At 59.5% G+C, this 23,028-nt stretch carries 20 protein-coding genes, 1 other RNA gene and 1 pseudogene; 6 read left to right on the top strand and 16 right to left on the bottom strand.

The window, feature by feature from the left end; all coding sequences use genetic code 11:
* Positions 1–136: 136 nt before the first annotated feature.
* The 6 genes from B5M06_RS15055 to B5M06_RS15030 form a co-directional block, all read right to left on the bottom strand.
* Positions 137–1,687, bottom strand: coding sequence for a TolC family outer membrane protein (locus B5M06_RS15055; RefSeq protein ID WP_080025298.1), 1,551 nt, complete (start codon positions 1,685–1,687; stop codon positions 137–139).
* A complete protein-coding gene (locus tag B5M06_RS15050) occupies positions 1,688–3,049 on the bottom strand; it encodes an HlyD family type I secretion periplasmic adaptor subunit (protein ID WP_205245390.1) in 1,362 nt (453 codons plus the stop codon).
* Positions 3,046–4,848, bottom strand: a complete 1,803-nt coding sequence (locus B5M06_RS15045) for a type I secretion system permease/ATPase (protein ID WP_080025297.1) — start codon at positions 4,846–4,848, stop codon at positions 3,046–3,048. The genes B5M06_RS15050 and B5M06_RS15045 overlap by 4 nt, the downstream gene beginning before the upstream one ends.
* 246 nt (positions 4,849–5,094) lie before the next feature.
* On the bottom strand, positions 5,095–5,925 hold the full coding sequence (locus B5M06_RS15040; protein WP_054067809.1) for a hypothetical protein: 831 nt from the start codon (positions 5,923–5,925) through the stop codon (positions 5,095–5,097).
* Positions 5,926–6,003: 78 nt separating this feature from the next.
* Complete coding sequence (locus B5M06_RS15035) at positions 6,004–8,814, bottom strand: TonB-dependent receptor plug domain-containing protein (protein ID WP_162777469.1); 2,811 nt, start codon at positions 8,812–8,814, stop codon at positions 6,004–6,006.
* A gap of 468 nt (positions 8,815–9,282) precedes the next feature.
* The gene (locus B5M06_RS15030) at positions 9,283–9,708 is read right to left on the bottom strand and encodes a helix-turn-helix transcriptional regulator (protein WP_054067811.1); all 426 of its coding nucleotides are present in this window, start codon (positions 9,706–9,708) and stop codon (positions 9,283–9,285) included.
* Positions 9,709–9,737: 29 nt separating this feature from the next.
* Here B5M06_RS15030 and B5M06_RS16905 point away from each other — a divergent pair.
* The 3 genes and pseudogenes from B5M06_RS16905 to B5M06_RS15020 form a co-directional block, all read left to right on the top strand.
* A pseudogene (locus tag B5M06_RS16905) lies at positions 9,738–9,911 on the top strand (IS5/IS1182 family transposase); the annotation flags it as partial.
* Between the two features lie 94 nt (positions 9,912–10,005).
* Entirely contained in the window at positions 10,006–11,202 is a 1,197-nt protein-coding gene (locus B5M06_RS15025; RefSeq protein ID WP_054067812.1) for an aminotransferase-like domain-containing protein, read from the top strand.
* Positions 11,199–11,423, top strand: coding sequence for a SlyX family protein (locus tag B5M06_RS15020; protein ID WP_054067813.1), 225 nt, complete (start codon positions 11,199–11,201; stop codon positions 11,421–11,423). Before B5M06_RS15025 ends, B5M06_RS15020 begins: the two co-directional genes overlap by 4 nt.
* A 112-nt stretch (positions 11,424–11,535) precedes the next feature.
* Here B5M06_RS15020 and B5M06_RS15015 read toward each other — a convergent pair whose 3' ends face one another.
* Positions 11,536–14,127 carry a [protein-PII] uridylyltransferase gene (locus B5M06_RS15015; RefSeq protein ID WP_054067814.1) on the bottom strand — a complete coding sequence of 864 codons (2,592 nt, stop codon included), beginning with the start codon at positions 14,125–14,127 and terminating at the stop codon, positions 11,536–11,538.
* 212 nt (positions 14,128–14,339) lie between these two features.
* On the opposite strand from B5M06_RS15015, the gene ubiG reads away from it, so the two are divergent.
* From ubiG to ssrA, 3 genes are all read left to right on the top strand, one after another.
* Positions 14,340–15,050, top strand: coding sequence for a bifunctional 2-polyprenyl-6-hydroxyphenol methylase/3-demethylubiquinol 3-O-methyltransferase UbiG (gene ubiG / locus B5M06_RS15010; protein ID WP_054067815.1), 711 nt, complete (start codon positions 14,340–14,342; stop codon positions 15,048–15,050).
* Positions 15,050–15,724 (top strand): HAD-IA family hydrolase, encoded by a 675-nt coding sequence (locus B5M06_RS15005; protein ID WP_080025295.1) that lies wholly within the window; start codon positions 15,050–15,052, stop codon positions 15,722–15,724. Before ubiG ends, B5M06_RS15005 begins: the two co-directional genes overlap by 1 nt.
* A 13-nt stretch (positions 15,725–15,737) precedes the next feature.
* Positions 15,738–16,115, top strand: a transfer-messenger RNA (tmRNA) gene (gene ssrA, locus B5M06_RS15000).
* Between the two features lie 114 nt (positions 16,116–16,229).
* Here the strand turns inward: ssrA and B5M06_RS14995 are convergent.
* From B5M06_RS14995 to B5M06_RS14955, 9 genes are all read right to left on the bottom strand, one after another.
* Positions 16,230–17,405, bottom strand: coding sequence for a site-specific integrase (locus B5M06_RS14995; RefSeq protein ID WP_054067816.1), 1,176 nt, complete (start codon positions 17,403–17,405; stop codon positions 16,230–16,232).
* Entirely contained in the window at positions 17,363–17,617 is a 255-nt protein-coding gene (locus B5M06_RS14990) for an excisionase (protein ID WP_114070966.1), read from the bottom strand. The genes B5M06_RS14995 and B5M06_RS14990 overlap by 43 nt, the downstream gene beginning before the upstream one ends.
* Positions 17,618–17,652: 35 nt before the next feature.
* Complete coding sequence (locus B5M06_RS14985) at positions 17,653–19,140, bottom strand: DNA cytosine methyltransferase (RefSeq protein ID WP_054067817.1); 1,488 nt, start codon at positions 19,138–19,140, stop codon at positions 17,653–17,655.
* Between the two features lie 108 nt (positions 19,141–19,248).
* Positions 19,249–19,476 carry a hypothetical protein gene (locus tag B5M06_RS14980; protein WP_080025294.1) on the bottom strand — a complete coding sequence of 76 codons (228 nt, stop codon included), beginning with the start codon at positions 19,474–19,476 and terminating at the stop codon, positions 19,249–19,251.
* Positions 19,476–20,522, bottom strand: a complete 1,047-nt coding sequence (locus B5M06_RS14975) for a hypothetical protein (protein WP_162777470.1) — start codon at positions 20,520–20,522, stop codon at positions 19,476–19,478. The genes B5M06_RS14980 and B5M06_RS14975 overlap by 1 nt, the downstream gene beginning before the upstream one ends.
* A gap of 72 nt (positions 20,523–20,594) precedes the next feature.
* On the bottom strand, positions 20,595–20,789 hold the full coding sequence (locus B5M06_RS14970) for a hypothetical protein (protein WP_054067819.1): 195 nt from the start codon (positions 20,787–20,789) through the stop codon (positions 20,595–20,597).
* Positions 20,786–21,400 carry a hypothetical protein gene (locus B5M06_RS14965; protein ID WP_162777471.1) on the bottom strand — a complete coding sequence of 205 codons (615 nt, stop codon included), beginning with the start codon at positions 21,398–21,400 and terminating at the stop codon, positions 20,786–20,788. The genes B5M06_RS14970 and B5M06_RS14965 overlap by 4 nt, the downstream gene beginning before the upstream one ends.
* 75 nt (positions 21,401–21,475) lie before the next feature.
* Positions 21,476–22,345 carry a DNA adenine methylase gene (locus B5M06_RS14960; protein ID WP_240183945.1) on the bottom strand — a complete coding sequence of 290 codons (870 nt, stop codon included), beginning with the start codon at positions 22,343–22,345 and terminating at the stop codon, positions 21,476–21,478.
* A gap of 12 nt (positions 22,346–22,357) precedes the next feature.
* Positions 22,358–23,008 carry a hypothetical protein gene (locus tag B5M06_RS14955; protein ID WP_054067822.1) on the bottom strand — a complete coding sequence of 217 codons (651 nt, stop codon included), beginning with the start codon at positions 23,006–23,008 and terminating at the stop codon, positions 22,358–22,360.
* Positions 23,009–23,028: the final 20 nt, after the last annotated feature.

Raw genomic sequence — 23,028 nt, 5'->3', positions numbered from 1 at the left:
CCTCACGAAGCGTCGCTTCGATATGCCCCCTCGATGGTGTGTCGTTTCGTCTCGCGTCCGTCATGAGAAACCCTCTTCATCTCCGTTTACCCTTGGGATTCCCCGGTACCGCGCCTGGGCGCATCACCCAGGCCCCTTATCGAACCTCCGTCAGCAAATGCCGGTTGAGCACCAGCACGTCTTCTTCCGAGAACCTGCCGGCGTAGAACTGCAACTTGGCGTAGGCCTGGAACCATTCCACGTAGGTGCGCAGCAAGGCCTGCCGGGCCTGGTAGGACTGGCGTTCGGCCTGCAAGGCGTCGGTGTTGGTGCGTTCCCCGCCGGCCACGCTCTTGCGCATGGCGTCCACCAGCGCCGTGGCGTCGCTCACGTTCTGGCGCAAGGTGCGTATGCGCTCGGCGCTGGTGCTGAACACGCGGTAGTACTGCTCCAGCGTGGTGATGGTGGTGCTGGCGGTGTGTTCGAGTTCGTAGCGCGCCTGTTCCAGCCGGTTGTAGGCCTGGCGCGTGCTGTAGTAGCTGGAGCCGCCGCTGAACAGCGGGATGGTGACCTGCAGACCGATGGTGTTGGTCTTGTAGTCCCGGCCGCGGTTGTTGACGGTGTCCGAAACGATGCGCTCATGCGCCGCGTACAGCGACACGCGCGGCATGAACTGGCCCTTCTCGCGCTCCACCGTGAGGTCGTTGTAGCGCACCGCCAGGCGCGCGGCCTGAACCTCCGGGTTCTGCTCGCGGGAATCGGCCAGCAGCCGCTCCAGCTCGCCGTCCGGCAGCGGCGCAAGCATGGCCTGCTGATCGATGGCCAGCAGTTCGCCGGCGTGAACCGGCTGCCCCAGCAGCGCGGACAATTCGCGCAGCCGATCCGCCAGGTCGTTCTCGTAGCCCACCAGCTCCGACTGCGTGGCGCTCACCTGGCTGCGGGTTTCCAGGATGTCGATGCGCGTGCCTTCGCCTTGGGCCATCATGCGTTCGTTGCCGCGCAGCATGTCCTGGTACGCCCGCAACTGGTGCCGGGCCAGATCCAGCGAATCGCGCGCCAGCAGTGCGTTCAGATAGGCATCGATCAGCGCCACGGCCTGTTGCTGCAGTTGCAGCCGGTACTGCACCTCGGCGTACTCGGCCTGGGTCTTGCCCATGCGATAGGTGCTGATGGCGGAATAGTCGAACAACGTCTGTTCGATGGTCAGGCCCGCACGGCGGCCGAAGTAGCGGTAGTCGACGCTCTGCTGTCCGGCCGTCGTGCTGTCGTAATACTCGGTCTGGCTGGTGCGGTTGCGCAGGTAGTTGATCGAGGCCTGCGGCAGCAGTGCGGCGCGGGCGATGTTGCCGGCGTCACGCCCGGCGGCGAGCGCGGCGCTGGCCGCACGCACCTGCGGGTCGTTGAGCAGCATGCGCTCGTAGGCCTGCGTCAGGTCGAGCGTGCCCGACTGGCTGGGGCGCGTCGCTTGGGCTGGCGCCGCCGTGGTGGTAGCGGCAGAGGCGGCCGGCTGCGTCAACATCGGCGGGAACGCCAATTCTGTCTGCGCATGGGCGGTCGGCACGGCATCGGGCGCGAGCGCCGCCACAACCGTGGCGATGGAGATCAGGTATCGGCCCTTGCCGGTTAGGAATCCGCGCCGCGGGAAGCGGACGCACAGGTCGCCATACAGCGAGGCGATGCGTGTCAGTGGAGAAGTGCGCCAGCCCATTCACTCCTCCGTCAGTGCCAGGCGGGCACGGTCGCGCAGCGGCTTGAGCAGGTAGCTCATCAAGGTGCGTTCGCCGGTCTTGACGAAAGCCGTCACCGGCATGCCCGGCTGCAACTGCAAGCCCGGCTGCACCTCGCGGCCCTTCAGGTCATCCACCGCGATCTCGACGTGGTAGTAGGGCATGCCCTGTTCGTCTTCCAGGCGGTCGGCGGAAACGGTCTTGACCGTGCCCGGCAGCTTGGGCGTGGAGGCGCGGTTGAAGGCGGAGAACTCCAGCTCCACCGGCTGGCCGGCCTGCACCTTGTCCACTTCCTGCACCGGCAGGCGGCCTTCCACCAGCAAGGGCTGGTCCAGCGGCACGATGTCCATCAGCTTGTCGCCTGCGCTGACCACGCCGCCCTGGGTGAACACCGCCAGGCCCGCCACGATGCCCTCGGTGGGGGCGACGATCTGCATGTTGTTCACTTCGTACTGCGCGCTGTCCAGGCGCGAGCGCAGGTCCGCCGTGCGCGTGCGGGTCTCGGCCAGGGCCGTGCGCAGTTCCTTCTGGTAATCCTCACGCTGCTGGATCAGGCGCAGCTCGTATTCCTGCACCTGGCCCTGCAACTGCGCCAGGCGGCCCTGGTCATCGGCCACGGAACCGGCCAGTTGCAGGTATTGGCGTTCGGACTCCAGCAGGCGGTTGCGTGCCAGCAGGCCGTCATCGGCCAAGGAACGCTGCCCGGCCAGTTGATGCTCAAAGGTCTCGCGCTGGCTGCGGCGCGATTGCAGGATGCGTTGCAGGCTGTCGCTTTGCTCGCGCAGGCCGCGCAACGTGGCTTCCAGGCCGCCCAGGGTAGCCTGCTGGGCACTGCGGCGGCTGTCGAACAACTGCCGCTGCGCCTGGATGATCTCCGCGGCCTGCAAGTTGCCCTCGCGCTCGGCTTGCAGCAGGCGTTCGTCGAAGCGGATGTCGTTCAGGCCGTCCCGCTCCGCCATCAGGCGGTTTTCCGTCGCCAGGCTGCTGAGAAACTGGAACTGCAAGGAATCCAGTTGGTTGCTTGCCACGTTCGGCTCCAGCACTACCAGCACCTGGCCTTCCTGCACCCGCTGGCCCTCAGTGACCAGAATCCGTTGCACCTTGCCGCCGCTGATGGGCTGCACCGCCTTGCGGTTGCCGCTGACCACCACCTTGGCATCGACTGGCACACCGGCATCAAGTGGTGCCAGCATGGCCCAGCCCAGAAAACCCACTACACCGACCAGAACGATCAGCCAGCCCAGCCGCACATAGTGGCGGTCATCCACCGACAGCAGATCATCCTTGGGGTCGATCAGGTCGGCATCCAGTGAAGAGGCGTCCATATTCATCGTCGTGCTCATGCTCCCTCCTTGCGTTGCGCAAAGTTCATCGCGGCCCCATAGGTGGGAATGGGCATGACCCGTTGCTGTGGTTGGGGTTGCCCGGACGTTGGCCTTGGCTGGGCACCGCGTTGCATGCGCTGCATCACCTCGGTCATCGGGCCGAAGTCGGCCTGGGCACCGGCGTGCAAAATCAGCAGCTTGTCGGCCTGCTTGAGGATGTTGGGCTTGTGGGTGATCAGCACCAGGGTGATGCCAGCGGCCTTCATCCGGCCAATGGCCTCGGCCAGCATGGCGTCACCGGCTTCGTCGAGGTTGGCGTTGGGTTCATCCAGCACCACCAGGCACGGCTCGCCGTACAGCGCGCGGGCCAGGCCCACGCGCTGGCGTTGCCCGCCAGACAGGCCCATGCCGTTTTCGCCCAGACGGGTCTGGTAGCCCTGGGGCAATTGCAGAATCAGTTCATGCACCCCGGCCATCTGCGCGGCGGCAATCACCTTGGCTTCATCCACCTCACCAAAGCGGGCAATGTTCTCGGCCACGGTGCCGGCGAACAACTGCACGTCCTGCGGCAGGTAGCCTACCAGCGCACCCAGCGCTTCTGGCCGCCATTGGTCGAGCGGGGCGCTGTCCAGCCGCACCTTGCCGCGCAGCGGCGGCCAGGCGTTGACCAGGCAGCGCGCCAGCGTGGTCTTGCCCGCGCCCGAGGGGCCAATCACCACCAGGGTCTCGCCAGCGGCCAGCTTGAAGTTGATGCCGTGCAGCACCGGCTGTGTCTGGCTGGGCGGGGCGGCCAGCAACTGCTCCACCGCCAGGTGGCCGGCGGGCCGGGGAAAGTCCATGCCCTTGGCCAGCGGCGGGAACTCCTCCAGCAACTGGCTCAGGCGCCGCTCGGCTTCCTTCACCTGCGTCCATTGACGGGATGCGGCAATGATCTGGTCGATGGGCGCCAGGGCGCGGCCCAGCAGGATGGAGCCGGCAATCATCATGCCCGCCGTCATCTGGTGTTCCAGCACCAGCCAGGCCCCCAGGCCCAGGGCCAGCGACTGCACCGCCATGCGCAGCGCCTTGCTCCAGCCCTGAATTTTTGCCATGCGGGCACTGGCCAGGTTCTGCTCACGCACATAACCCAGGTGCTGCTCGGCCCAGCGGCGGCGCAGGTTGGCCAGCATGCCCATACCGGCAATCACCTCGGCATTGCGCAGGTTGGCCCCGGCATCGCGGCGGGAATTGATCGCCAGTTCCCCTGCTTTTTTCAGGTGCGGGCGGCTGACCCGTTCGTTGATCCAGCCCACCAGCATCAAGAGCGCCGTGCCGCCCAGGGCGAACCAGCCCAGCGCCGGGTGGAAATAGAACATCACCAGCACATACACCGGGAACCACGGCGCATCGAACAGCGCGAATAGTGACTGGCCGGTGGCAAATTGGCGCAATTGCTGGAGATCGTCCAGTGGCTGGGCGGCATTGAGCTTGCCGGTCTTGAGGTTGGCGCTGAAGGCGGCATCGTAGATGCGCGGCGACAGCTTGCGGTCAAAGCCCGTGCCCAGGCGCAGCACGACCAGTGAGCGCACCCATTCCAGCCCGCCCATGAAGGTATATATGCCCAGTAGCATGACCGTGAGCATCAGCAGCGTCATTTCGTTGCCGGAGGCCAGTACCCGGTCATACACTTGCAGCATGTACAGCGCCGGGGCCAGCATCAGGATATTGATGACGCCCGAGAACACGCCAATGTGTACGAAACTGCGCTTGTAGGTCAGCAGAGCACTGGCCAATTCGCCGCGCGCACCCCCTGCCGGCCGGGATTTGCCTGCCGTCATCACATCACCAGCCCTTTTTACGGAAAAAAGAATCCCCTCCCCACAAAGGCGGGGAAGCCGAAAAATTGCCTGCAAGTTGCTTTTGCAGGTTTTCCCGCAAACCGCTAGAATTGACGGCTTCCGGAAAACGGAGCCTGGCCAAAACGCACCAGGCCCCGGTACTGCCCCGGTCGGGCGGTGGCTCTTCCCGTCAGAAAATCACCACCGTCTTTCCGGTAGACCTCCATGCATTTCTGGAATGGCTGCTTACGCGGCCAGCAGGAGGTCGCTTTCGACTTCTGCGAACGCAGTCGACGCCTCGACCGAGGAGAGGCTGCTCGGTGCGGTAGCGTAGTAGTCGAACGACACGCTGCTGCCGTTGGCGCTCAAGTAGCTGTTGATGACGCTGATGTCGCTTGCGCTGGTGATTGCGCCACCGGAGAAACCACTCAGGTAGGCATCCAGTACATACTCGAAAGTCGAGGTGGCAGCCGCCGCTTCATCGAACGTCAAGTCGTAGATGATGGCGGAGTTCAGCGTGACCTTGTCGTAGTACTGCGGGTAGCTGAAGAGGTTTTGATTGCCAGCATTCACCGTGATCTGCGCATTACCGTCTGCGACGCCGAAGGTGTTGAGCGCCACGTAGTCAACAACCACGTTGAAGTTGTTTACCACCAACAGCGGTTCAGCGGTGTCGAATGCGGTCAGCGTAGCCTGTGCCGGAGAGTAACCGCCATCGGCGGCGTAACCCAGCTTCAGGGTATTCAGGCTACCGCTGGTCTCGAAACTGTACTTTCCGCCCCCTGCATTCACCGTATCCCACGAAAAGCCATTCGTGGATTCCAGCACGAACTTGGAACCGAAGGCACCAGCACCGACGGAATCCAGCCCTTGCCCCGCATACACCTTGAAATCGTAGATTTCATACGGGAGGCTGCTATTGGGAACGTAGATGCTGTTGGGCTCTCCCGCTCCGCCGGTGTGGTAGTCATTCGCCACCGTCAGAATGGAACCAATGCTTGCTGTAGCATTGGGGCCGGTCTGGTTACTGTTGTCATAGTCACCCAACCACGCAGTGACATTGCTTTTCAAAGACATAATGTCTTCTCCTTTTCACAAGCCGGTCGCCACACCGGCGAAATATGCTCTGGTCACCATGACCAAAGCGGCAAACCGTCAGAAACGGTATTCCAGATTGGCCGTCAAAGTGCGACCAGGGTAGAAGTTGTACCCCCATGCTGTGGGTGTGGCTTCCATTTTGTTGGTCACATTGGCCAGATAAATTCCGGCTCTTAACTGGTCGTTGAATTGGTAATTGACAAACAAGTCGAACTTGATGACTTTGGGCCAGAGATAGGTCTCAATAAACTGGCTTTGGCTTGGTATGGGCTGGGTTTGTCCTGCCTGCGTCCCAAGGTGATAATTATTCTGGACATCTCTGTCATACCAGTAGGCAGCGCGTTGCCTACCGCGATAATGCATCGTGCCTCCTAGCTCCAGCCTTCCCTGCATTGGGGTCAGTGCAGCAGTCAGGCTACCCCGAATGGGTTCAATCGTGCCTGCTTCCATCCAGTTCCAGCTCGAATAGCAAAGGCGTTCTCCTTTGCCAATATCGGTGTAGGAGTTTCCTCCATCACTTGTGGTCCCTGTTTGGTAGGCTCTACCACTAGGCACTTGCCAAGAGCAAAGCTTGTTGTCGTGTCGAATAGGCAGAGTCAGATTAGTCCGCACATAAAACAAAGGCTGCCGATACGCCAGATTCAGCTCAACGCCTTGACGAACAAAGGGATTGAGATTATTGACGCTGGCCTGATCATTGCCTATGCCTGGCCAAGGGTAGCCTTCAGCAACCATGGGCCCCCATGTGATGTAGTTGCGGATGCGATTGCGGTAGAAGTTCACCCCTACATCCAGGCGATCACTTGTGGCAATCCAGCCTTCCTTCTTGTAGTTCATCCCCAGTTGCAGTGAGAGATTTTTTTCTGGCTCAAGATAGGGGTTTGCATAGAAATCTGCCCGGTTGAGTTCTCCATGCATATACATTTCATTGCTGGTAGGCGCACGTTCGCTATATCCCGCTTGTGTATAGAAAGTCAGGCCAGTTCCAGGGGGACTATATGAAACGCCCACATTGGCAGACTTGAGATTCCACTGATGATCTCGCCGTCCTCTAACGGTCCGGAGATTACCGTACTGTGGGTCAGTCTTAATTTTGGCTCCGCTTTCTGCTGTGGCTGCTGCCGCAAGTTCTTTTAACTCATTTCCGGAGTAACCCAAGCCGCGGTAGTATTTTCGCCAATACGATGTGCCATAAACAACACCCTCTTGACCAATGTTCCCTTCCGTAAACACCGGGTTCAACACATCAAGCCAAACCCGTTGAAAGCCGATCCCTGCACTCGCTTGCCACGGGCCAGGGCCTTCCGTGCTCAATGAAAGGGCCAATCCCAGAGTGTCTGTACGTGAGTCAGGGTCAAATCGCATTATGTCGACATCACGCCCCTTCGTCTCTAACAGATATCTTTCGTAATACTCTGACTCTGTTTCGCTATCGACCTTTTTTCTGGCTTGCCTAAACTCCAATCCAGCATCCAAACGAAAAGGGCCGATAACTTCTGATTCCAAGCGACTTGTATTACTTAGTTTTATCCCTGTTGAGCCGACATCGGTGAAATAGTGAAGCGGTTGGTTTGCGGAAAAACCATCACTAGCTCCAGTCCAGTTTTGTTTGCGATCCTGTCTTTCATGGAAGATTTGCACTTCAGGATTGAATATCTCTGAAAAGCTACCTTTCCATTTTAAGCTGGCCACTTGATTTCTCAGCTGCGTTCGGACAGACCAAGGATAGTCATGCCAAGAAGCCTCACCATCAACCCACCAGTTATCCTTGGTAGAGTTTTCATTGACGGGAACCCGGATGGACGGCTGTTGGTCTGTTTCGTATTTGGCTTTGCTTGAGAATACAAATAACTCCAGACTCTGGTCATGGTCATCATTGAAATAATGCCGCAGCCTTAACATCTGCGAGTCGGTTTCTTTTTGCGTTCCCTTTAATGGATTTTTGGCGGCTTGTTTAAGCCACTTTGCTTGATCTGTAGTTAGGCCACAATTGCTCATCCCTACATATCCATTCGCATGGTAACGGCAAGGACCGTGCTGATTAATATCGTGAATTGAAGAATCTGCACCGTGGTAAAACCACAGATTTCTACCGTGAATGCCATGCATTAGCTCGTCGTTGCTAATGTTGTCGCCAATTTTATAAAAGTCGTTTTTGCTGTGCGACGCACCGACCATTGCTTCCCAGCGCTCATTGCGCCCACCAAGGAAAAATGATCCTGACGGTTTCTGGCCATTGCCGTATTTACTAAATCCTGTTGAGCCGCGCACCATCCCGCCAAAATCTTTGCCAGGAAGCAAAATATCTTCCAGATCGAGATACTGGAAATTGACCGAAGCACCCAAACTGCCCAAGGCACCCGTGCCTGTACTACCCGCTCGGGTCACGTCAACGCTTTTGAGAAACTGCGGATCAATAAAAATGGACCCGGTCTGGCCTATATCACGAGTGAAGGCGTGGAAGTTCTGGTTGATGCCTTCCAGCGATTGCGAAACCCGCCCATGCCCGGCAATACCTTGCACGCCCACCGAAATCTCTGGTCGGGCATAAAGGCTGTTGACCGAAGTACCCGAGATCTGGTCGATCAGATCACTCATGTGGCTGGCACCGCGCCGCTCTACATCTTCCTTGCTGGCCCCGGTGGTATTGCCGATCTTCTTTTCCTGTTCTTCAGCGGTGCCGGTGACGGTAACCGTATCCAGGGTGATGGCTGCACTACCTGGGTTTTCGTGAGAGCTGTTCTCTTCGCTGGTACTTGTGGTTGTCGCCAGGCCTGATGACGAGGGTAGAGCGGTCTGCGCAAGTGCGGCTTGGCTCCCCAATGCCAGGGCCATCGCCAAGCACAAGCGCTTGGGCCGGAAACGCATGGCGTCTCCGTTAGACACGCGCTCCGACCGAACCTTCTGAGGCTGATTGCGCCTCCCCATCCCCAACCGCAAAGCCATTGACTTTTCTCCAGTCTTTTAATGCTAATAAAAGTGCGAATGAGAAGTAATTACTTTGATAAAAAAAGAAACCTGCGAACCGGCCAAGACCGGCCCCCCAAGTCACGCGCTCCTTCAGGAGTGGTGATGGGTCAAAACATGCAAGTTAAGATTGCGTTTCGCGCAGGAGCTTACAGTCCGCTGTAATCCCACTTCTCTGGCTAAATCATCCCCAGACTCCGCAAACCTTGCTAACGGTTTCCGGAAAAAATTTGACATATCGAGGATTTTTGTTGCAGTGCGATCTTCGTGGCGAGAAGACGCTTCACAGCACGTCGTGCTGGCCATCGTCATTGCCCGCCATGAGGGTGCCTGCGCAACGCACGGCGCCCTGCGGTATGGCTCGACGGATCAGAGCAAAAACGGGGGAGCGTCTTGCTGAACAATGCGCGGGCTGATGCCCAGGGCGCATTGCTTGGGTGTGATGCCAGTGTGGCCGCGGAACATGCGGCTGAAATGGCTGAGGTTGGCGAAACCGCAGCAAGCGGCGGTCTCGGTGACGCTGGTGCCGCGTTTGAGCATGGCGACCGCAGCGTTGAGCCGGATGCGCGTCAGGCAGGCATGTACCGAGCAGCCGTAGAGCGCCTGAAAGCCTTGTTGCAGGCGTTTTTCGTTCAGTCCCACTGCGCGCGCCAGTGACTGAAGGCTCCACTCCTGGCCATAGTTCTGCTCCAGCAGTGCGCGCGCTTCGATCAGTCGTTGCCGGTCACCTGGCACAGGTAACGGCATCTCGGCCTGTTCCAGATTTTCCTGTATGAAGCAGGCAATCGCCTCCATCGCTTTGGCACGTAGATAAAGATCGCGGGACAGGCAAGGCCCGGCGCAGCTTGGTGGAAACCAAGATGAACTGCATCAAACGATTGGGTGAGCGGCTGATGTCTCGTACCTTTGAGCGACAAGTGGGCGAGCTGCACATTCGAGCAGCCATCTTGCATCGATTTACAGAACTGGGCCGTCCTCAGACGGCAGCCGTGGCATAGCCACGGCTGGGGTTGGGGGGAGCTTGGCCTGAAATCGATTTATGCAACAACGCCTAAATTAGGTTCGTATAATTTGAAACGAAAGGTAATTTTTATGCATTTCGCACAACGTTTGGACAATGTGGAAACCTCCGCCATCCGTGAGCTGTTCAAGCTGCTGGGCAAGCCCGGCATCATCAGCTTTGCGGGCGGTTTTCCGGACAGCGCCATGTTTGATGTGGATGGCATTACGCAATCCTCACAGAAAGCACTGCAGGAAAATGCCGGCCTGGCACTGCAGTACGGCGCGACCGAAGGTTTTGGTCCACTGCGTGAGCAGCTGGCGGCTTTCATGGCCACCAAAGGTGCCAAGGATGTCGCGCCCGAGCAGCTCATCGTCACCACAGGTAGCCAGCAGGCGCTGGATCTGCTGGGCAAGTGCATGGTCAGCCCTGGCGACAAGGTGATTGTGGAAGGGCCTACCTTCCTGGCCACCATCCAGTGCTTCCGTCTGTATGGTGCAGAAGTCATCAGCGCCCCGGTAGATGGCAACGGCGTGATCGTCGAAGAGTTGGAGAAGCTGATCGCTGAGCACCAGCCCAAGCTGGTCTACCTGATTCCCACCTTCGGCAATCCCAGCGGCGCCACACTGAGCCTGGAGCGTCGCAAGCGCGTGCTGGAGCTGGCCGTGAAGTACCAGACACTGGTGGTCGAGGATGACCCCTACGGTGATCTGTACTTTGATGCGCCGCCTCCTGCCAGCCTGCTGGCGCTGTCGCCGGAGGTGCCCGGCAGCCGCGAATGGCTGGCGCACTGCGGTTCGCTCTCCAAGGTGCTCAGCCCCGGTCTGCGCATTGGCTGGCTGATTGCCAACCCTGAGCTGCTGGCCAAGGCCGTGATGTGCAAGCAGTTCAGCGATGCCCACACCAGCACCTTTGCCCAGGCTACGGCAGCGCAATACCTGCAGGCAGGCCATATGCCAGCGACCTTGGCCAAGGTGCGCAAGGTCTACGCATCGCGCGCCAAGGCCATGATGGATGCGCTGCGCAGCGAGCTGGGCGATGCCGTGGAATTCACCGAACCCCAGGGTGGTCTGTTCCTGTGGGTGCGCCTGACAGGTAAGGGCGGCAAGCTGGCCGATGCCAACGAGCTGGCCAAGCGCGCTATCGAGCAGGGCGTGGCTTTCGTGCCCGGTGCTCCGTTTTTCAGCCAGAACCCTGATGTGTCCACGCTGCGCCTGTCGTTTGCGACGGCCGATGAGGACAAGATCCGCGAAGGTGTAGCCCGTCTGGCAAAGGCTTTGAACGCATGAGTGACACTGCCTTGGAAGCGCTGGAGGCGCGCGTGATGGAGCTGGAGGTCAAAGCCAGCTATACCGACGATCTGCTTGAGCAGCTGAACATGACGATTTATCGCCAGCAAAAGCAGATCGATGTGCTGGTCGATGAGTTGCGTGAACTGCGCAAGCGCACGCCAGAGGCTGCGCCCGGCGCTGGCGTCAGTATGCGCGACGAAATTCCGCCGCATTATTGACGGCTGCTTCCATAGAAAGAGCGCCTTGCGCTGATATATAAAGGGTTTCAGATAGAAAACTATTTGAAACCCTTGCATATCAAGCGCTGGGCGCTCTTTTTTTTATGCAGACTTATTCCTGCAGCATCTGAATCAGCTGCTTTTCAATCTGCAGCTGTTTGGCGCTGTTGCTCAGGTGCTCGCCCTGCACCAGAAAGCTGTCTTCCACCCGCTCACCCAGTGTGGAGACCTTGGCCAGCTGCACATCCAGCCCATGCTCGGCCAGGATGCGTGCCACGGAATACAGCAGCCCTGCGCGGTCGCTGGCAGAAATGCTGAGCACCCAGTTCTGCGCTTTTTCATCGGGCGTGAGCGAGACGAGCGGCACCATGGGGAAGCTGCGCACACGGCGCGACAGGCGGCGCTTGATGGGCGCTGGCAGTGGCTCCTGGCTCTGGATGGCCTGTGGCAGGCCGTTTTCAATCAGCGTGGTCAGCTCCCGGTAGTGGGTCTGCAGCTGTTCATGGGCAATCTGGAAGGTATCCAGCGCATAGCCATTGCGGGCCGTGTGGATGCGCGCGTCCAGAATCGTCATGCCAGCGCGGTCAAAGTAGCCGCAGATGCGGGCGAACAGATCGGGCTGGTCCGGGGTGTAGACCACGACCTGCACCCCTTCGCCCAGCAGCGACTGGCGTGCACGCACAATCGGCTCCTTGGTGCCCACATGGCGCGAGAGCTGGCGTGTGTGCCAGGCGATGTCATCGGGCTCATGCCGCATGAAGTAGCTCACATTCAGCGTGTCCCACAGCGCCTGGTGCGAGGCATAGGGCTGCGCCGTCAGCGCCAGCAGTCGCAGCGCATCGCGCTTGCGGGCTTCTACGGTGGACTCCGCATCGGGCGCACGGCCGCCCAGCACGCGCAGGGCGTTGTGGAACAGGTCTTCGAGCAGCTTGCCCTTCCACGCATTCCACACCTTGGGGCTGGTGCCGCGAATATCGGCAACGGTGAGCAGGTACAGGGCCGTCAGACGCCGCTCATTGCCGACTTTCTCGGCAAAGGCGCGGATGACGTCGGGGTCAGAGGTGTCCTGCTTTTGCGCCACCGTACTCATCAGAAGGTGGGTGCGCACCAGAAACTCCACCAGCTCAGCGTCGTCCTTGCTCATCTTGTGCTGGCGTGCAAAGCGCTTGACCTCAATGGCGCCAATTTCAGAGTGGTCCCCCCCGCGGCCCTTGCCAATGTCGTGGAACAGGCAGGCCAGGTACAGCAGCCAGGGCTTGTCCCAGCCGCTGGCCAGCTGCGAGCACAGCGGGTATTCGTGCGCGTGCTCGGCCATGAAGAAACGCCGCATATTGCGCAGCACCATGAGTGTGTGCTGGTCCACGGTGTAGACGTGGAACAGGTCGTGCTGCATCTGCCCCACGATGCGGCGGAACGACCACAGATAGCGCCCCAGCACCGAGGTGGCATTCATCAGGCGGAAGGCATGCGTCTGCCCGCTGGGGGCCTGCAGAATCTGCATGAAGGTCTGGTGGTTAACCGGGTCCTGGCGGAAGCTGTTGTCCATCAGATCACGGGCACTGTAGAGCGCGCGCAGTGTGCGTGCAGACAGATCGCGCAAGCCGGGCGAGCGCTGGTAGGTCAAAAAGGTGGCCAGAATGGCGTGTGGGTCGCGCTGGTAGAGATCGTCGCTGGAGACTTCGACCAGTCCGTCCTTGTCATAAAAGCGCTCGTCGATGTATTTGAGTCCGGCGTTGTTCGGGTAGAGGTATTCCTGAATATTGAGCAGCAGAATCTGCTGCAGCTGCATGACCGCCTTGGCGGCCCAGTAGTAGCGGCGCATCAGCACCTCACTGGCACGCACGGGAATGGTCTTGCCCGCAGGTGTGTGGTTCTGAATGCCAAAGGATTCGGCCAGCGTGGTCTGCAGGTCAAACACCAGGCGGTCTTCGTGGCGGCCTGCAATGGCGTGCAGCTTGGCGCGGATCAGGCTGATGGTTGCCTCATTGCGCTCCAGCTGCATGGCTTCATAGTCCGTGGCAATACCGCTGGCAGCCAGCTCGCGCCAGCTATTGCCCAGGCCTGCAGCCTGCGCCACCCACAAGATGGTGTGCAAGTCTCGCAGACCGCCGGGTGACTCCTTGCAGTTGGGCTCCAGCGAGTAGGGCGTGCCTTCATGCTTGATGTGGCGCTGGCGCAGCTCCAGTGTCTTGGCCGTGAAAAAGTCCCGTGGGTTCAGCGCTGCGCGAAACTGCTGCTGAAACTCGGCAAACAGGGCGGCATCGCCATCAATCAGGCGCGCTTCCAGCAGCGAAGTCTGCACCGTCACATCGTTTCTGGCTTCGGCCACGCATTCGCTGACCGTGCGCACGCTGGAGCCAATTTCCAGCCCCGCATCCCAGCAGTTGCCAATAAAACGCTCCAGATCTGCCTTGAGGTGCGGGTGGGCTTCGGTATGCTCACCGGGCAAAAGCAGCAGCACATCGACGTCTGAGGCGGGGAACAGCTGTTCACGCCCGTAGCCGCCCACGGCAATCAGGCTGACTTCCGCAGGCAGCTGCGCCGTCTCACGCAGGGCGCGCAGGTGCTGGTCCGTCAGGCGCGAGAGTTTTTGCAGCAGCGAACGAATGCCACGGGTGTTGGCAGCAGGGGTGCGCAGCACATCAATGATGGCCGCTTTTTCCTGGCGATAGGCTGTGCGCAGAGCGCCGATTTCAGAGTTCATGGGTGATTACAGACAGTTTCAGCAGACGCACAGACAAGCAAGAAATATGCGCATTCCTGCACCTGGCAGGCTGCCCGAGGATGCTACCCCAAGCCCTGGCAGCGCAAAGCCAGTGCTGTCTTGCCAGATGCCGTCTACCTGCGCTGCAGGAAGCCTGCGCGATGTCGCCATCTTTTTGGCTGAAGGCTGGAACTCGTTGCACAATCTGCGCTATGACCGATTCGATCAATGTGGATCCAGCCGAGCTGGAAAAATTTTCAAGCCTTGCGCATCACTGGTGGGATCTCAACAGTGAGTTCAAGCCCTTGCACATGATCAATCCACTGCGTCTGGCGTGGATTGATGAGTACGCTGCGCTGCAGGGCAAAGACGTGCTGGATGTGGGCTGTGGCGGCGGCATTCTGGCCGATTCCATGGCGCGCAAGGGTGCCAAGGTCATGGGTATTGATCTGGCCACCAAATCACTGCGCGTGGCGCAGCTGCACGCGCTGGAGACCGGCACGCCCAGTATTCAGTACCGCGAGGTGGCTGTGGAAGCACTGGCGCAGGAGTGCCCCGCCAGCTTTGACGTGGTGACCTGCATGGAAATGCTGGAGCACGTGCCCGATCCTGCCTCCGTGGTGCGTGCCTGTGCAACCCTGGTCAAGCCCGGCGGCTGGGTGTTCTTCTCCACCATCAACCGCAATCCCAAGTCCTACGCATTGGCGATTGTGGCGGCGGAATATGTACTCAAGATGCTGCCTCAGGGCACGCATGAGTTTGACAAGTTCATTCGCCCCAGCGAACTGGCCGCTTTCTGCCGTGAGGCCGGTTTGGTCGTCAAACACTCCAAGGGCCTGCAGCACAACCCGCTGACGGGCCGCTACTGGCTCAATGACGACTGCAGCGTGAACTACATGATTGCTACGCAGCGCCCCTTCTGATGCAGCGCCAGATCATGAACGTGGATGCCGTGCTGTTCGACCTGGACGGCACGCTGCTCGACAGCGCACCCGACCTGGGCTTTGCCGCCAACCAGCTGCGCATTGCGCGTGGCATGGAGCCACTGCCGCAATCGCACTACCGCCCCTTTGTGGGCACAGGCGCGCGCGGCATGCTGCGCATTGCGCTGGGCGTGACGCCCGAGGCACCAGACTTTGAGCAGCTCAAGGAAGCCTTCTTCGTCGCCTACGAACAATGCATGGGCCAGCACTCGGCGCTGTTTGCGCAAGTACCCCAGCTGGTTGCAGGCTTGCAGGCGCAGGGCATCGCCTGGGGCATTGTCACCAACAAGTCAGAACGCTTTACCTTACCCATTGTGCAAAGCCAGCCCGTGCTGGCTGCAGCGCATGCCGTGGTCTGTGGTGATACGACGGCGCATTCCAAGCCCCATCCAGAACCCTTGCTGGAAGCCGCACGGCGTGCAGGCATTGCACCCGCACGCTGCATCTACGTGGGCGATGATGAGCGAGACATGATTGCCGCCCGCGCCGCAGGCATGCAGGCCATTGCTGCAGCCTATGGTTATCTGGGGGGAGTGGACAGTGTGACGGCCTGGAAGCCAGATTTCATCATCAATTCACCGCTTGAGCTCACACAGCTGCTGGGATTGGCATAGAATAGACAGCTACGGGGCTGTCCTGGTTTCGACGTGGGTTCGGGATCAGTGTGGTGCATGTCGAGCTTGAGTCACGCTCGTAAATCTCGGTTCACAAAACTAACTGCAAACGACGAACGTTTCGCACTCGCCGCTTAAATCCGGTGAGCCTTGCAACAGCACGCTGATGGGCTGGGCAAAGGGGTAGCAATACCTCTCGGCTGCAAGGGAATTCACATCAGCTGGCTTGGCACTGGGTACCTTAGTGTTGGGCAAGATCCAAGGGTACTGGCCTTGTCTGCAGCGTGTGTCTGCGCGGCGTACAGGGTGAGATTCAAATCAGAACACTAAACATGTAGATCTGCCTGACGAAGGCTTGCGGACGCGGGTTCAATTCCCGCCAGCTCCACCACCCACCACAAGGCCACACAATGAGAAATCACTGTGTGGCCTTATTTTTTGCTCTTTTTATTGTGTGTCGTTGTGCTGAAATTCACACCGATTTCACACCGAATTCACACCGATGCTATTTCACGGCTTTCAGCGTCGCCCTGGGCTTCTGGAAGTCTTCGCGGATGAACTTGCCGTAGGTCTTGAAGACCATGGTCACATCGGCGTGCCCCATCTGGTCGGCGATGTACCAGGGGTTCGCCCCAGCCGTCAGCCGGGTTGAGGCGTAGGTGTGCCGGATCTGATAGGGGTTGCGGTACTTGATGCCGGCACGCTTCATCAGCGGCAGCCAGGCTGTTTTACGCACCTGGGCATCTGTCTCCCACGGCTCCAGCGTGCGCTGGTTGAGCCACACCCGTTTCCCGCGCATGAAGCTGATGGGCTTTTGCGCCTTGAGGGCTTCCAGGGCATCTGGGCTGAGATCTACGGTGCGCCTGCCGGATTCAGTCTTTGGGCCCTTGATAACGCCAGCGACCTGGTTCTGCTCAATACGCACGATGGCATGCTCAAAATCAATATGCTGCCACTCCAGCGCCTGCAACTCTCCGGGGCGCAGGCCTGTTTCAAACCAAAATTGAAACATCGGCCATTCATCAGCACGGCAGGCTTGCAATATGGCAGCACGTTCTTCGTGCGTGAATGGGTCAACCACATAATCGCTGGCTTTGCTGGTTTGTCGAATCAGTTTCGATAATGCAATGCGCTCAAATGGATTTACTGTGATCAGCCCATCGTTGAGTGCATCCTCAAATATCGAACGCAGCGGGATCAGCATATTGCGGATGGCCTTGCTGGTGCAGTCCATGTCGCTAACCCAGTCACGCAGGGCAGAAGGTGTAACGTCTCCCAGCTTCCAGCCGTGCCAGTGGCGCATGCGCTCGCCGGTGATGCTCTTGTAGTAGCCACGGTAGGTAGAGGGCGACATCTGGCCGTTGGCAACCTGCTTCTCATAGAGGTGCAGCTGGTTGTTCAGCATGTCCTCCATGAGGCAGAGTTCTTTTTTCTGCACCTGAGCTTTGGGACTTTCAGGGAAGTAGGCAGCATACTCAAAACTACCATCTGCGATTTTTCTCCTGATTTCGTTTCTCAGGTTTTCTGCATAGGTAATCGCTGCTTTGTTGATGGTGCAAGGCGGCAATAATTCCCTGCACTGCTGCCCGTTCCATGAAAAGGCAATCTGAATTCGTGGGCCCGAAATAAGCTCACGAATCAAAATGCCCGGCGGGGTTTTGATATTTGGCTTTTTATCCATTCGTCGGCCTTTTTGACATTTACATAAAGGCGGCGGCCTATGACAGCGCAGTGCGTGCCATCAAGCCATTTGCCTTCTTTCCTGCGTTGATGAATGGCCATGGGGGTGACGCCAGTCAGCTCCTGGTACTTGCTTGCCAACACCCATTCCGGTTCGATAGAGGTCTGCACAGTAGTGCTCAGTGGCGTTTCACTTGTTTCTGTGTGTTTCATGGTTTGGGCAATAAAAAAGCCCCTTTCGGGGCGGTTCAGGCTGCTTTTTGAAGCGCTTGGCGCTCGCAGTAGTTGGCTTTGATAAGTACATGCGAGAGTGGCGGGCACACGCTGTTGCCACACATGCGCACCTGGGCGGTTTTGGTGATGGGCTCCCCTGCAGCGCCGGTGTCGATGACATAGCTGTCAGGAAAACCTTGGGCGCGGTACAGCTCACGCGGGGTGAGCATGCGCAGGCCGATGTCCACGATGGCATAGGGTTCGCCGCGCACCATGACCAGGCCCATGCGGTCCTTGGTGGGGATGGTGTGCATGGGGTCGGTGCAGGCTGCGTCCTGGCCGCCTTCGCTGTAATACTTGACTAGGAACGAATGCACGACACCTGCGGCTGCGCCCTGGGCGGTGATGGTGTTGAGTGGGTCTTTCACATCGCGGATGCCGTGGCTCCAGCGCTTGCCGCCTTCCTTGCCTTCGCCGTGGCCCATGTGGATCAGGTTGGCGGTGACAAGGCTGTGGTGGTCGGCAGTGGTCACTGTGCCCGTGGGCTTGTCCAGCTCGTGTCCCACCACGCCGGTGTAGTGCTTGGCCAAGAAGGCTTGCACCAGCGCATGCTTCTGCCCGGCCACTACCGTGCCAAGCGGTTTATCCAGACCAGGCACACGTGGTGCTTGTCCTGGGCGTTCCCCATAGCCGGTCTGCACCAGAGTGGCGGCAACACCCGGAACAATGAACGGCTGCTCGGCTTCCACCACATAGCGCATGATGCCCTTGGCAATGCGGCGGCAGGTGGCGTCAGCCAGCGGCTTGTCGCGCTCAAAGATGCTGGGGGCAGGGATACTCCAGTCGATGCAATCGGCTGCAGTGCGCCATGGCTTCATGCCTGCTGGCACCTTGCCCTTGGCGTCCGGCTTTGCATGGGTGGGGGTGGGCCACACGATAGGCAGGCCGTCACAGCGCGCTACCAGAAACAGGCGCTTGCGGATGGTGGGTGCACCGTAGTCGCAGGCGCGCAGCTCGCGGTGTTCCACCTTGTAGCCCAGGTTTGCCAGTTGCTTTTTCCAGCGCTGGAAGGTCAGGCCCTTACGTTCAGGGCATGGGCGGTTGTCTGGCCCAAGAGGCCCCCAGGTCTGGAACTCTTCCACGTTCTCCAGGCAGATCACGCGGGGCTTGGTCAGCTTGGCCCACTTGATGACCACCCACGCCAGGCCGCGAATCTTCTTGCTCACGGGCTTGCCGCCCTTGGCTTTGCTGAAGTGTTTGCAGTCTGGACTGGCCCACAGCAGGCCCACGGGCTGGCCTTCTGTCACGGTCAGCGGGTCCACCTCAAACACGTCGCTGCAGAAGTGGCGCGTCTGCGGATGATTGGCCGTGTGCAGGCTTACCGCCTCCGGGTCGTGGTTGACCGCGATATCTACCGGGCGGCCGATGGCTTGCTCGATACCAGTGGAAGCGCCGCCGCCACCGGCGAACAGATCAACCACCAGCTCACTGTGCACGGGGAGAAGGAATTGGGGTGTCAGCATGTGCTCTCCAAAAAACAAACCCCGCTCAGTGGCGGGGCTCGGGGGTAATGGGTTCTTTCCAGCGGTCTCGCTTGTCTCCGCGCTCACGGGCGCGGCGGCTGGCTTGGGTCATGGTTTGCGCTCTCCCTGCTTGGCTTGGGCTGCAAGTTCGGCCATTCGTGCGTTGATGGCGTCTACTGATTCACGGTATTTGGCATGCGCGTCACGCAGCACTTTGTCGCTATCAAACAAGTCTGGGTATTTGTCACATATGGCTGCATCGAAGCCACGGTCCTCGACCCTGAATTCCCACCGGTGCGCTTCTTCTCGCTGCTCTTTGAGTGTTCCGCATCCCATCACGCACCTCCCTGCTTTGCTTGGGCTGCATCAATCACGTCCCACTCCAGATCGCCATTGCCTTCGGCGTCAGGGACTTGAGTGACGCGCACTTCAAGGCCTGGTAGGCGCGCGGCGCGCAGGATTGTCACGATGTCGCCAACTTTCAGCCCGCGATAGCTGTAAGCCTCTACCACCACGTTGTTGATGCTGCTCTCGCAGCGCTCTGGGTCGTCGGCGTCCCAAAACATGTCGGCATCCAGCCCCTGCGGGGTGGGGTGGGTGGCGGCAAGATGCGCGGCATGAAAATTTGCGTTCTTTGTAGTGTCACAGTCGAAAGCCATGTTCATCACACGCGCTGCAGCGCGGTTCGCTGCACCGGTCTCCAAGCCCTCGTCGTGCGCGCCAGCACAGATGGCGCAATGCCAAGACCACGCATATTCAGGATCTGCCTTCATTGCAGCTTTCAGCGCCTCCATTGCCTGCTGCGCTGACACACTCTCTGCGGGGTACGTGCTGGCGGCAAGCATGGCGCGAAGCCTGTTGCACTCCGCGCGATCTTGCGCAGCAACTGCTTGCCATGGCGCGCCATCAGAGCGCTTAACTTCTGCGCGCAGCCTGTGAAGCTCGGCCCAATGCTCCGCATCCATAGCGCCATGCGCTTTTATGGCGGCTAGCCCCAAGTTTGTGTTGGACTCCCAGTCATAAGTGCTTCCGGCGTCTTCAAAAAGAATGGCCTTTGTCACCGCCTCCACCGCGTCCACCGGCGCTGCAGCCTGCACACCCTGCTGTGCTGCTGCAAGCTGGGCTTCCAGCTCTGCAATGCGGCCCGCACACTCTTTCAGCTGACTCTTGAATGGCTCGCTGGCGGTCACTGAAAGCATCAGCGCGCGCTTATCAGCAGGCATTGGCTCACTGATCTGATACACCCCATCCTTGGGTACGTCGCAGCCTTGGCACTTCTGACCGGCCTCAAACGCTGCTCGACCGAAGGCCAGCAGGTGCTGGCGGTCTTGGCCTGTCACCAAGTTCAGGTTATGGGGTGCCATCAGCAGTGTGAGGTGCATGTCATCGCCGGGAGTCATCTTCTTGGTTGATGCTTGGTTCATATCTCTCTCCAGATAAAACGAAACCCGCTCTCAGGCGGGTTGCAGGTGTGGTGGGTTCAGGCCGTGTGGGCCTCCCATGGGCAAGGGAAGTGCTGGCCGTGGGTCGTGCTCCCATGGCTTTTCCAGCTCCTCAGCCTTGATGACTTCCAGAGCCTCGCGCCTGCCCATGGTCTTGAGTAGCTGCTCGATGCGCTCGCAGCGCCAGCGGATGTAGGCTGGGGTCATAGCAGCATCGCGGCCAGCTGTTGGCCGTAGCCTGTTTGCTTTCTGAGGGCTTCAACCATTGCCTGCATGGCCATGTCCATCTGCTTGGGACTGCTGTGCGTGACGATCTCTTCGTTGGCCTCGATCGCGTATTCCATGTCCTGCAGGCCCGGACCATCAAAGCCAAAGCGACCATGCCTCTGATAGCGGTCCTTGCAGCGCGTCATGGCATCCTGGGCTCGCTCCAGTGCGTTCGCCAGAGTCTCGTCAATCTCCATGGCGCGGACCTTTGCCAGGTTGATGGCTACACCTACGCGGTCGAAGTCGTTTTTGTCTGCCGTGCCGTCTTTCAGTCGTTCGTAGGCAAAGCGGATCTTGATCAGCTGGCCGGCCACTTCGGTTTCGTGGTACGGCCTGCAGTCATTAAGCAGCACCAAGGGTTTGAGGTTTGGCACGCTGACTTCCTTGTAGACCTCTTTCGGGACCAGGAAGCCCAAGCCGTTACGGTGCAGCTCTACAGCTTGGCGGTACGGGCTGGCTTTCTTGAAAGCGGCTGACTTTTGCAACTTGTCGTAGGCCTTGCGCTGGGCGCGGTTGAGGGTTGGTGTTTCTTTGGGTTCTGGGTTGAGCATGTATGTCTCCATGGTCAGGGGAATCAGGACAGCACCCGGCTGGGCGCTGTGCTGACGCCTCTGGAATTGCTCGATCTAGAAAAATCCAGGCTGCTGCAAGTTGCGCTGGCATGCTTGGTTAAGCCACACGCATTCGGTCCGAATGCCAGTCCCGCGGCCAGCGGACATACGTGCTGTCGTACTGTGTTGCCGCCAGTGCTTCAGGCGTTCGCTGTACAGCTTTGATGGGTATCCACAGAGAACCACCATGCCCTGCAGGTTGTCGAGCGCATCAAGTAGTTCGGCGTGCTCGGTATTGGTCATTTCGTGTCTGTAGCAGCCCTGTGCAACATTGCGCTCAGAACGCGTCTCGAAGACGTATGGAGGATCTACAAAATGCAGGGTTTCCGGCCCGTCGTGCGCCTGCATGACTTCGATTGCAGGCCGGTTTTCGATCAGTACCCCTTGCATGCGTGCAGCCACAGCGGCTATCTGCTCGGGGTATCGCGCCCAAATATGCTGCGCAGTTGCGTAGGCGCGTTTAGTGTCAATACGAAAGCCGGTCGTTCCCTTGGTGGCGCCAGCAGACCCAAACCCCATCTGTGCTCGCACGGCAGTGCGTCGTGCACGCTCGATCGGGCAGTCTGTTGGCTCGTAGGCCAGATCAAACTCTGCGCGAGCGTATGGCGTCAGATGGAGCCGCTCGATCAATGCGGCCGGTTGCTCGCGCAGCACGCGAAAGAAGTTGGCGATTTCATCGTCCAGGTCGTTGTAAACCTCGGCATAGGCACGATGCTTTTGCAAGAGCACACCTGCAGCGCCGCCAAATGGCTCTACATAGCAGCGATGGGAGGGGAAGAAACTCATCACCCACGGTGCCAAGCGAAACTTTCCTCCGTGGTATCGCAAGGCAGGGCTTGTCACAGTGTTCATGGCATGAAAAAGCCCCTCGGAAGGGGCTTGCATGGTGGTTATGGGTCAGTGCACGGCTGCCTCAGCCGCACACGCATCAGCCAGTGCCTGCTCAGGCGTCAGAGCCGATGGGAAGGGGTTCTCCACCTGCTTGTCAGCTTCGTCCAGGCTGTAAGGCAGCGGGTTCTCAATGTCCTGCTGGCCATCCTGCTTAGCCTCGGGCGCCAGCAGCATCACGTCCACTTCGTTCTGTACCAGCAGGCCGAGCTTGCCCAGCGTGCGCTCGTCCACATCGCTGCTTTGCACGCGGAATTTCAGGTCCACGCTGCCGCCTTCCTTGGGGTCGATGGTGAAGTTGTTCACCTTGCAGCCGGTCAGCACGATGTCGCTGCCCACGCCGTGCTGGACCGTCAGCGTGTAGCCGATCAGGTCTTTCTTCCACTTCAGGGCACCCATCAGCGGGAATTTCAGGTTTGGCAGGTTGCTGACTTCCTCCACGCCTTCCAAGTTCCGCTGGCCGCCCTGGTCAGCGTTCGCGTTCTTGGTGTAGAGCGCGTCCAGCAGCTTGCCGTCCAGCGCGGTCAGGATGTTGTTGCCCGTGGTCAGGCTGATGTGCAGATCCACAGCAGGGTGCAGCTCCTCCGGGCCGTGGCGTTCGCTGCGTGGGTTGACGCTGGTGATCTTCACTGGCGTGAAGTCTTCAATCTCAAAGGCCATTTGCCTCTCTCTTTCTTGTG

The organism is Comamonas kerstersii (assembly GCF_002056725.1).
In the GTDB taxonomy this organism is placed as follows: domain Bacteria; phylum Pseudomonadota; class Gammaproteobacteria; order Burkholderiales; family Burkholderiaceae_C; genus Comamonas; species Comamonas kerstersii.
Note: the sequence above shows the minus strand (reverse complement) of the source record. Positions and strands in the feature narration are given on the sequence as shown.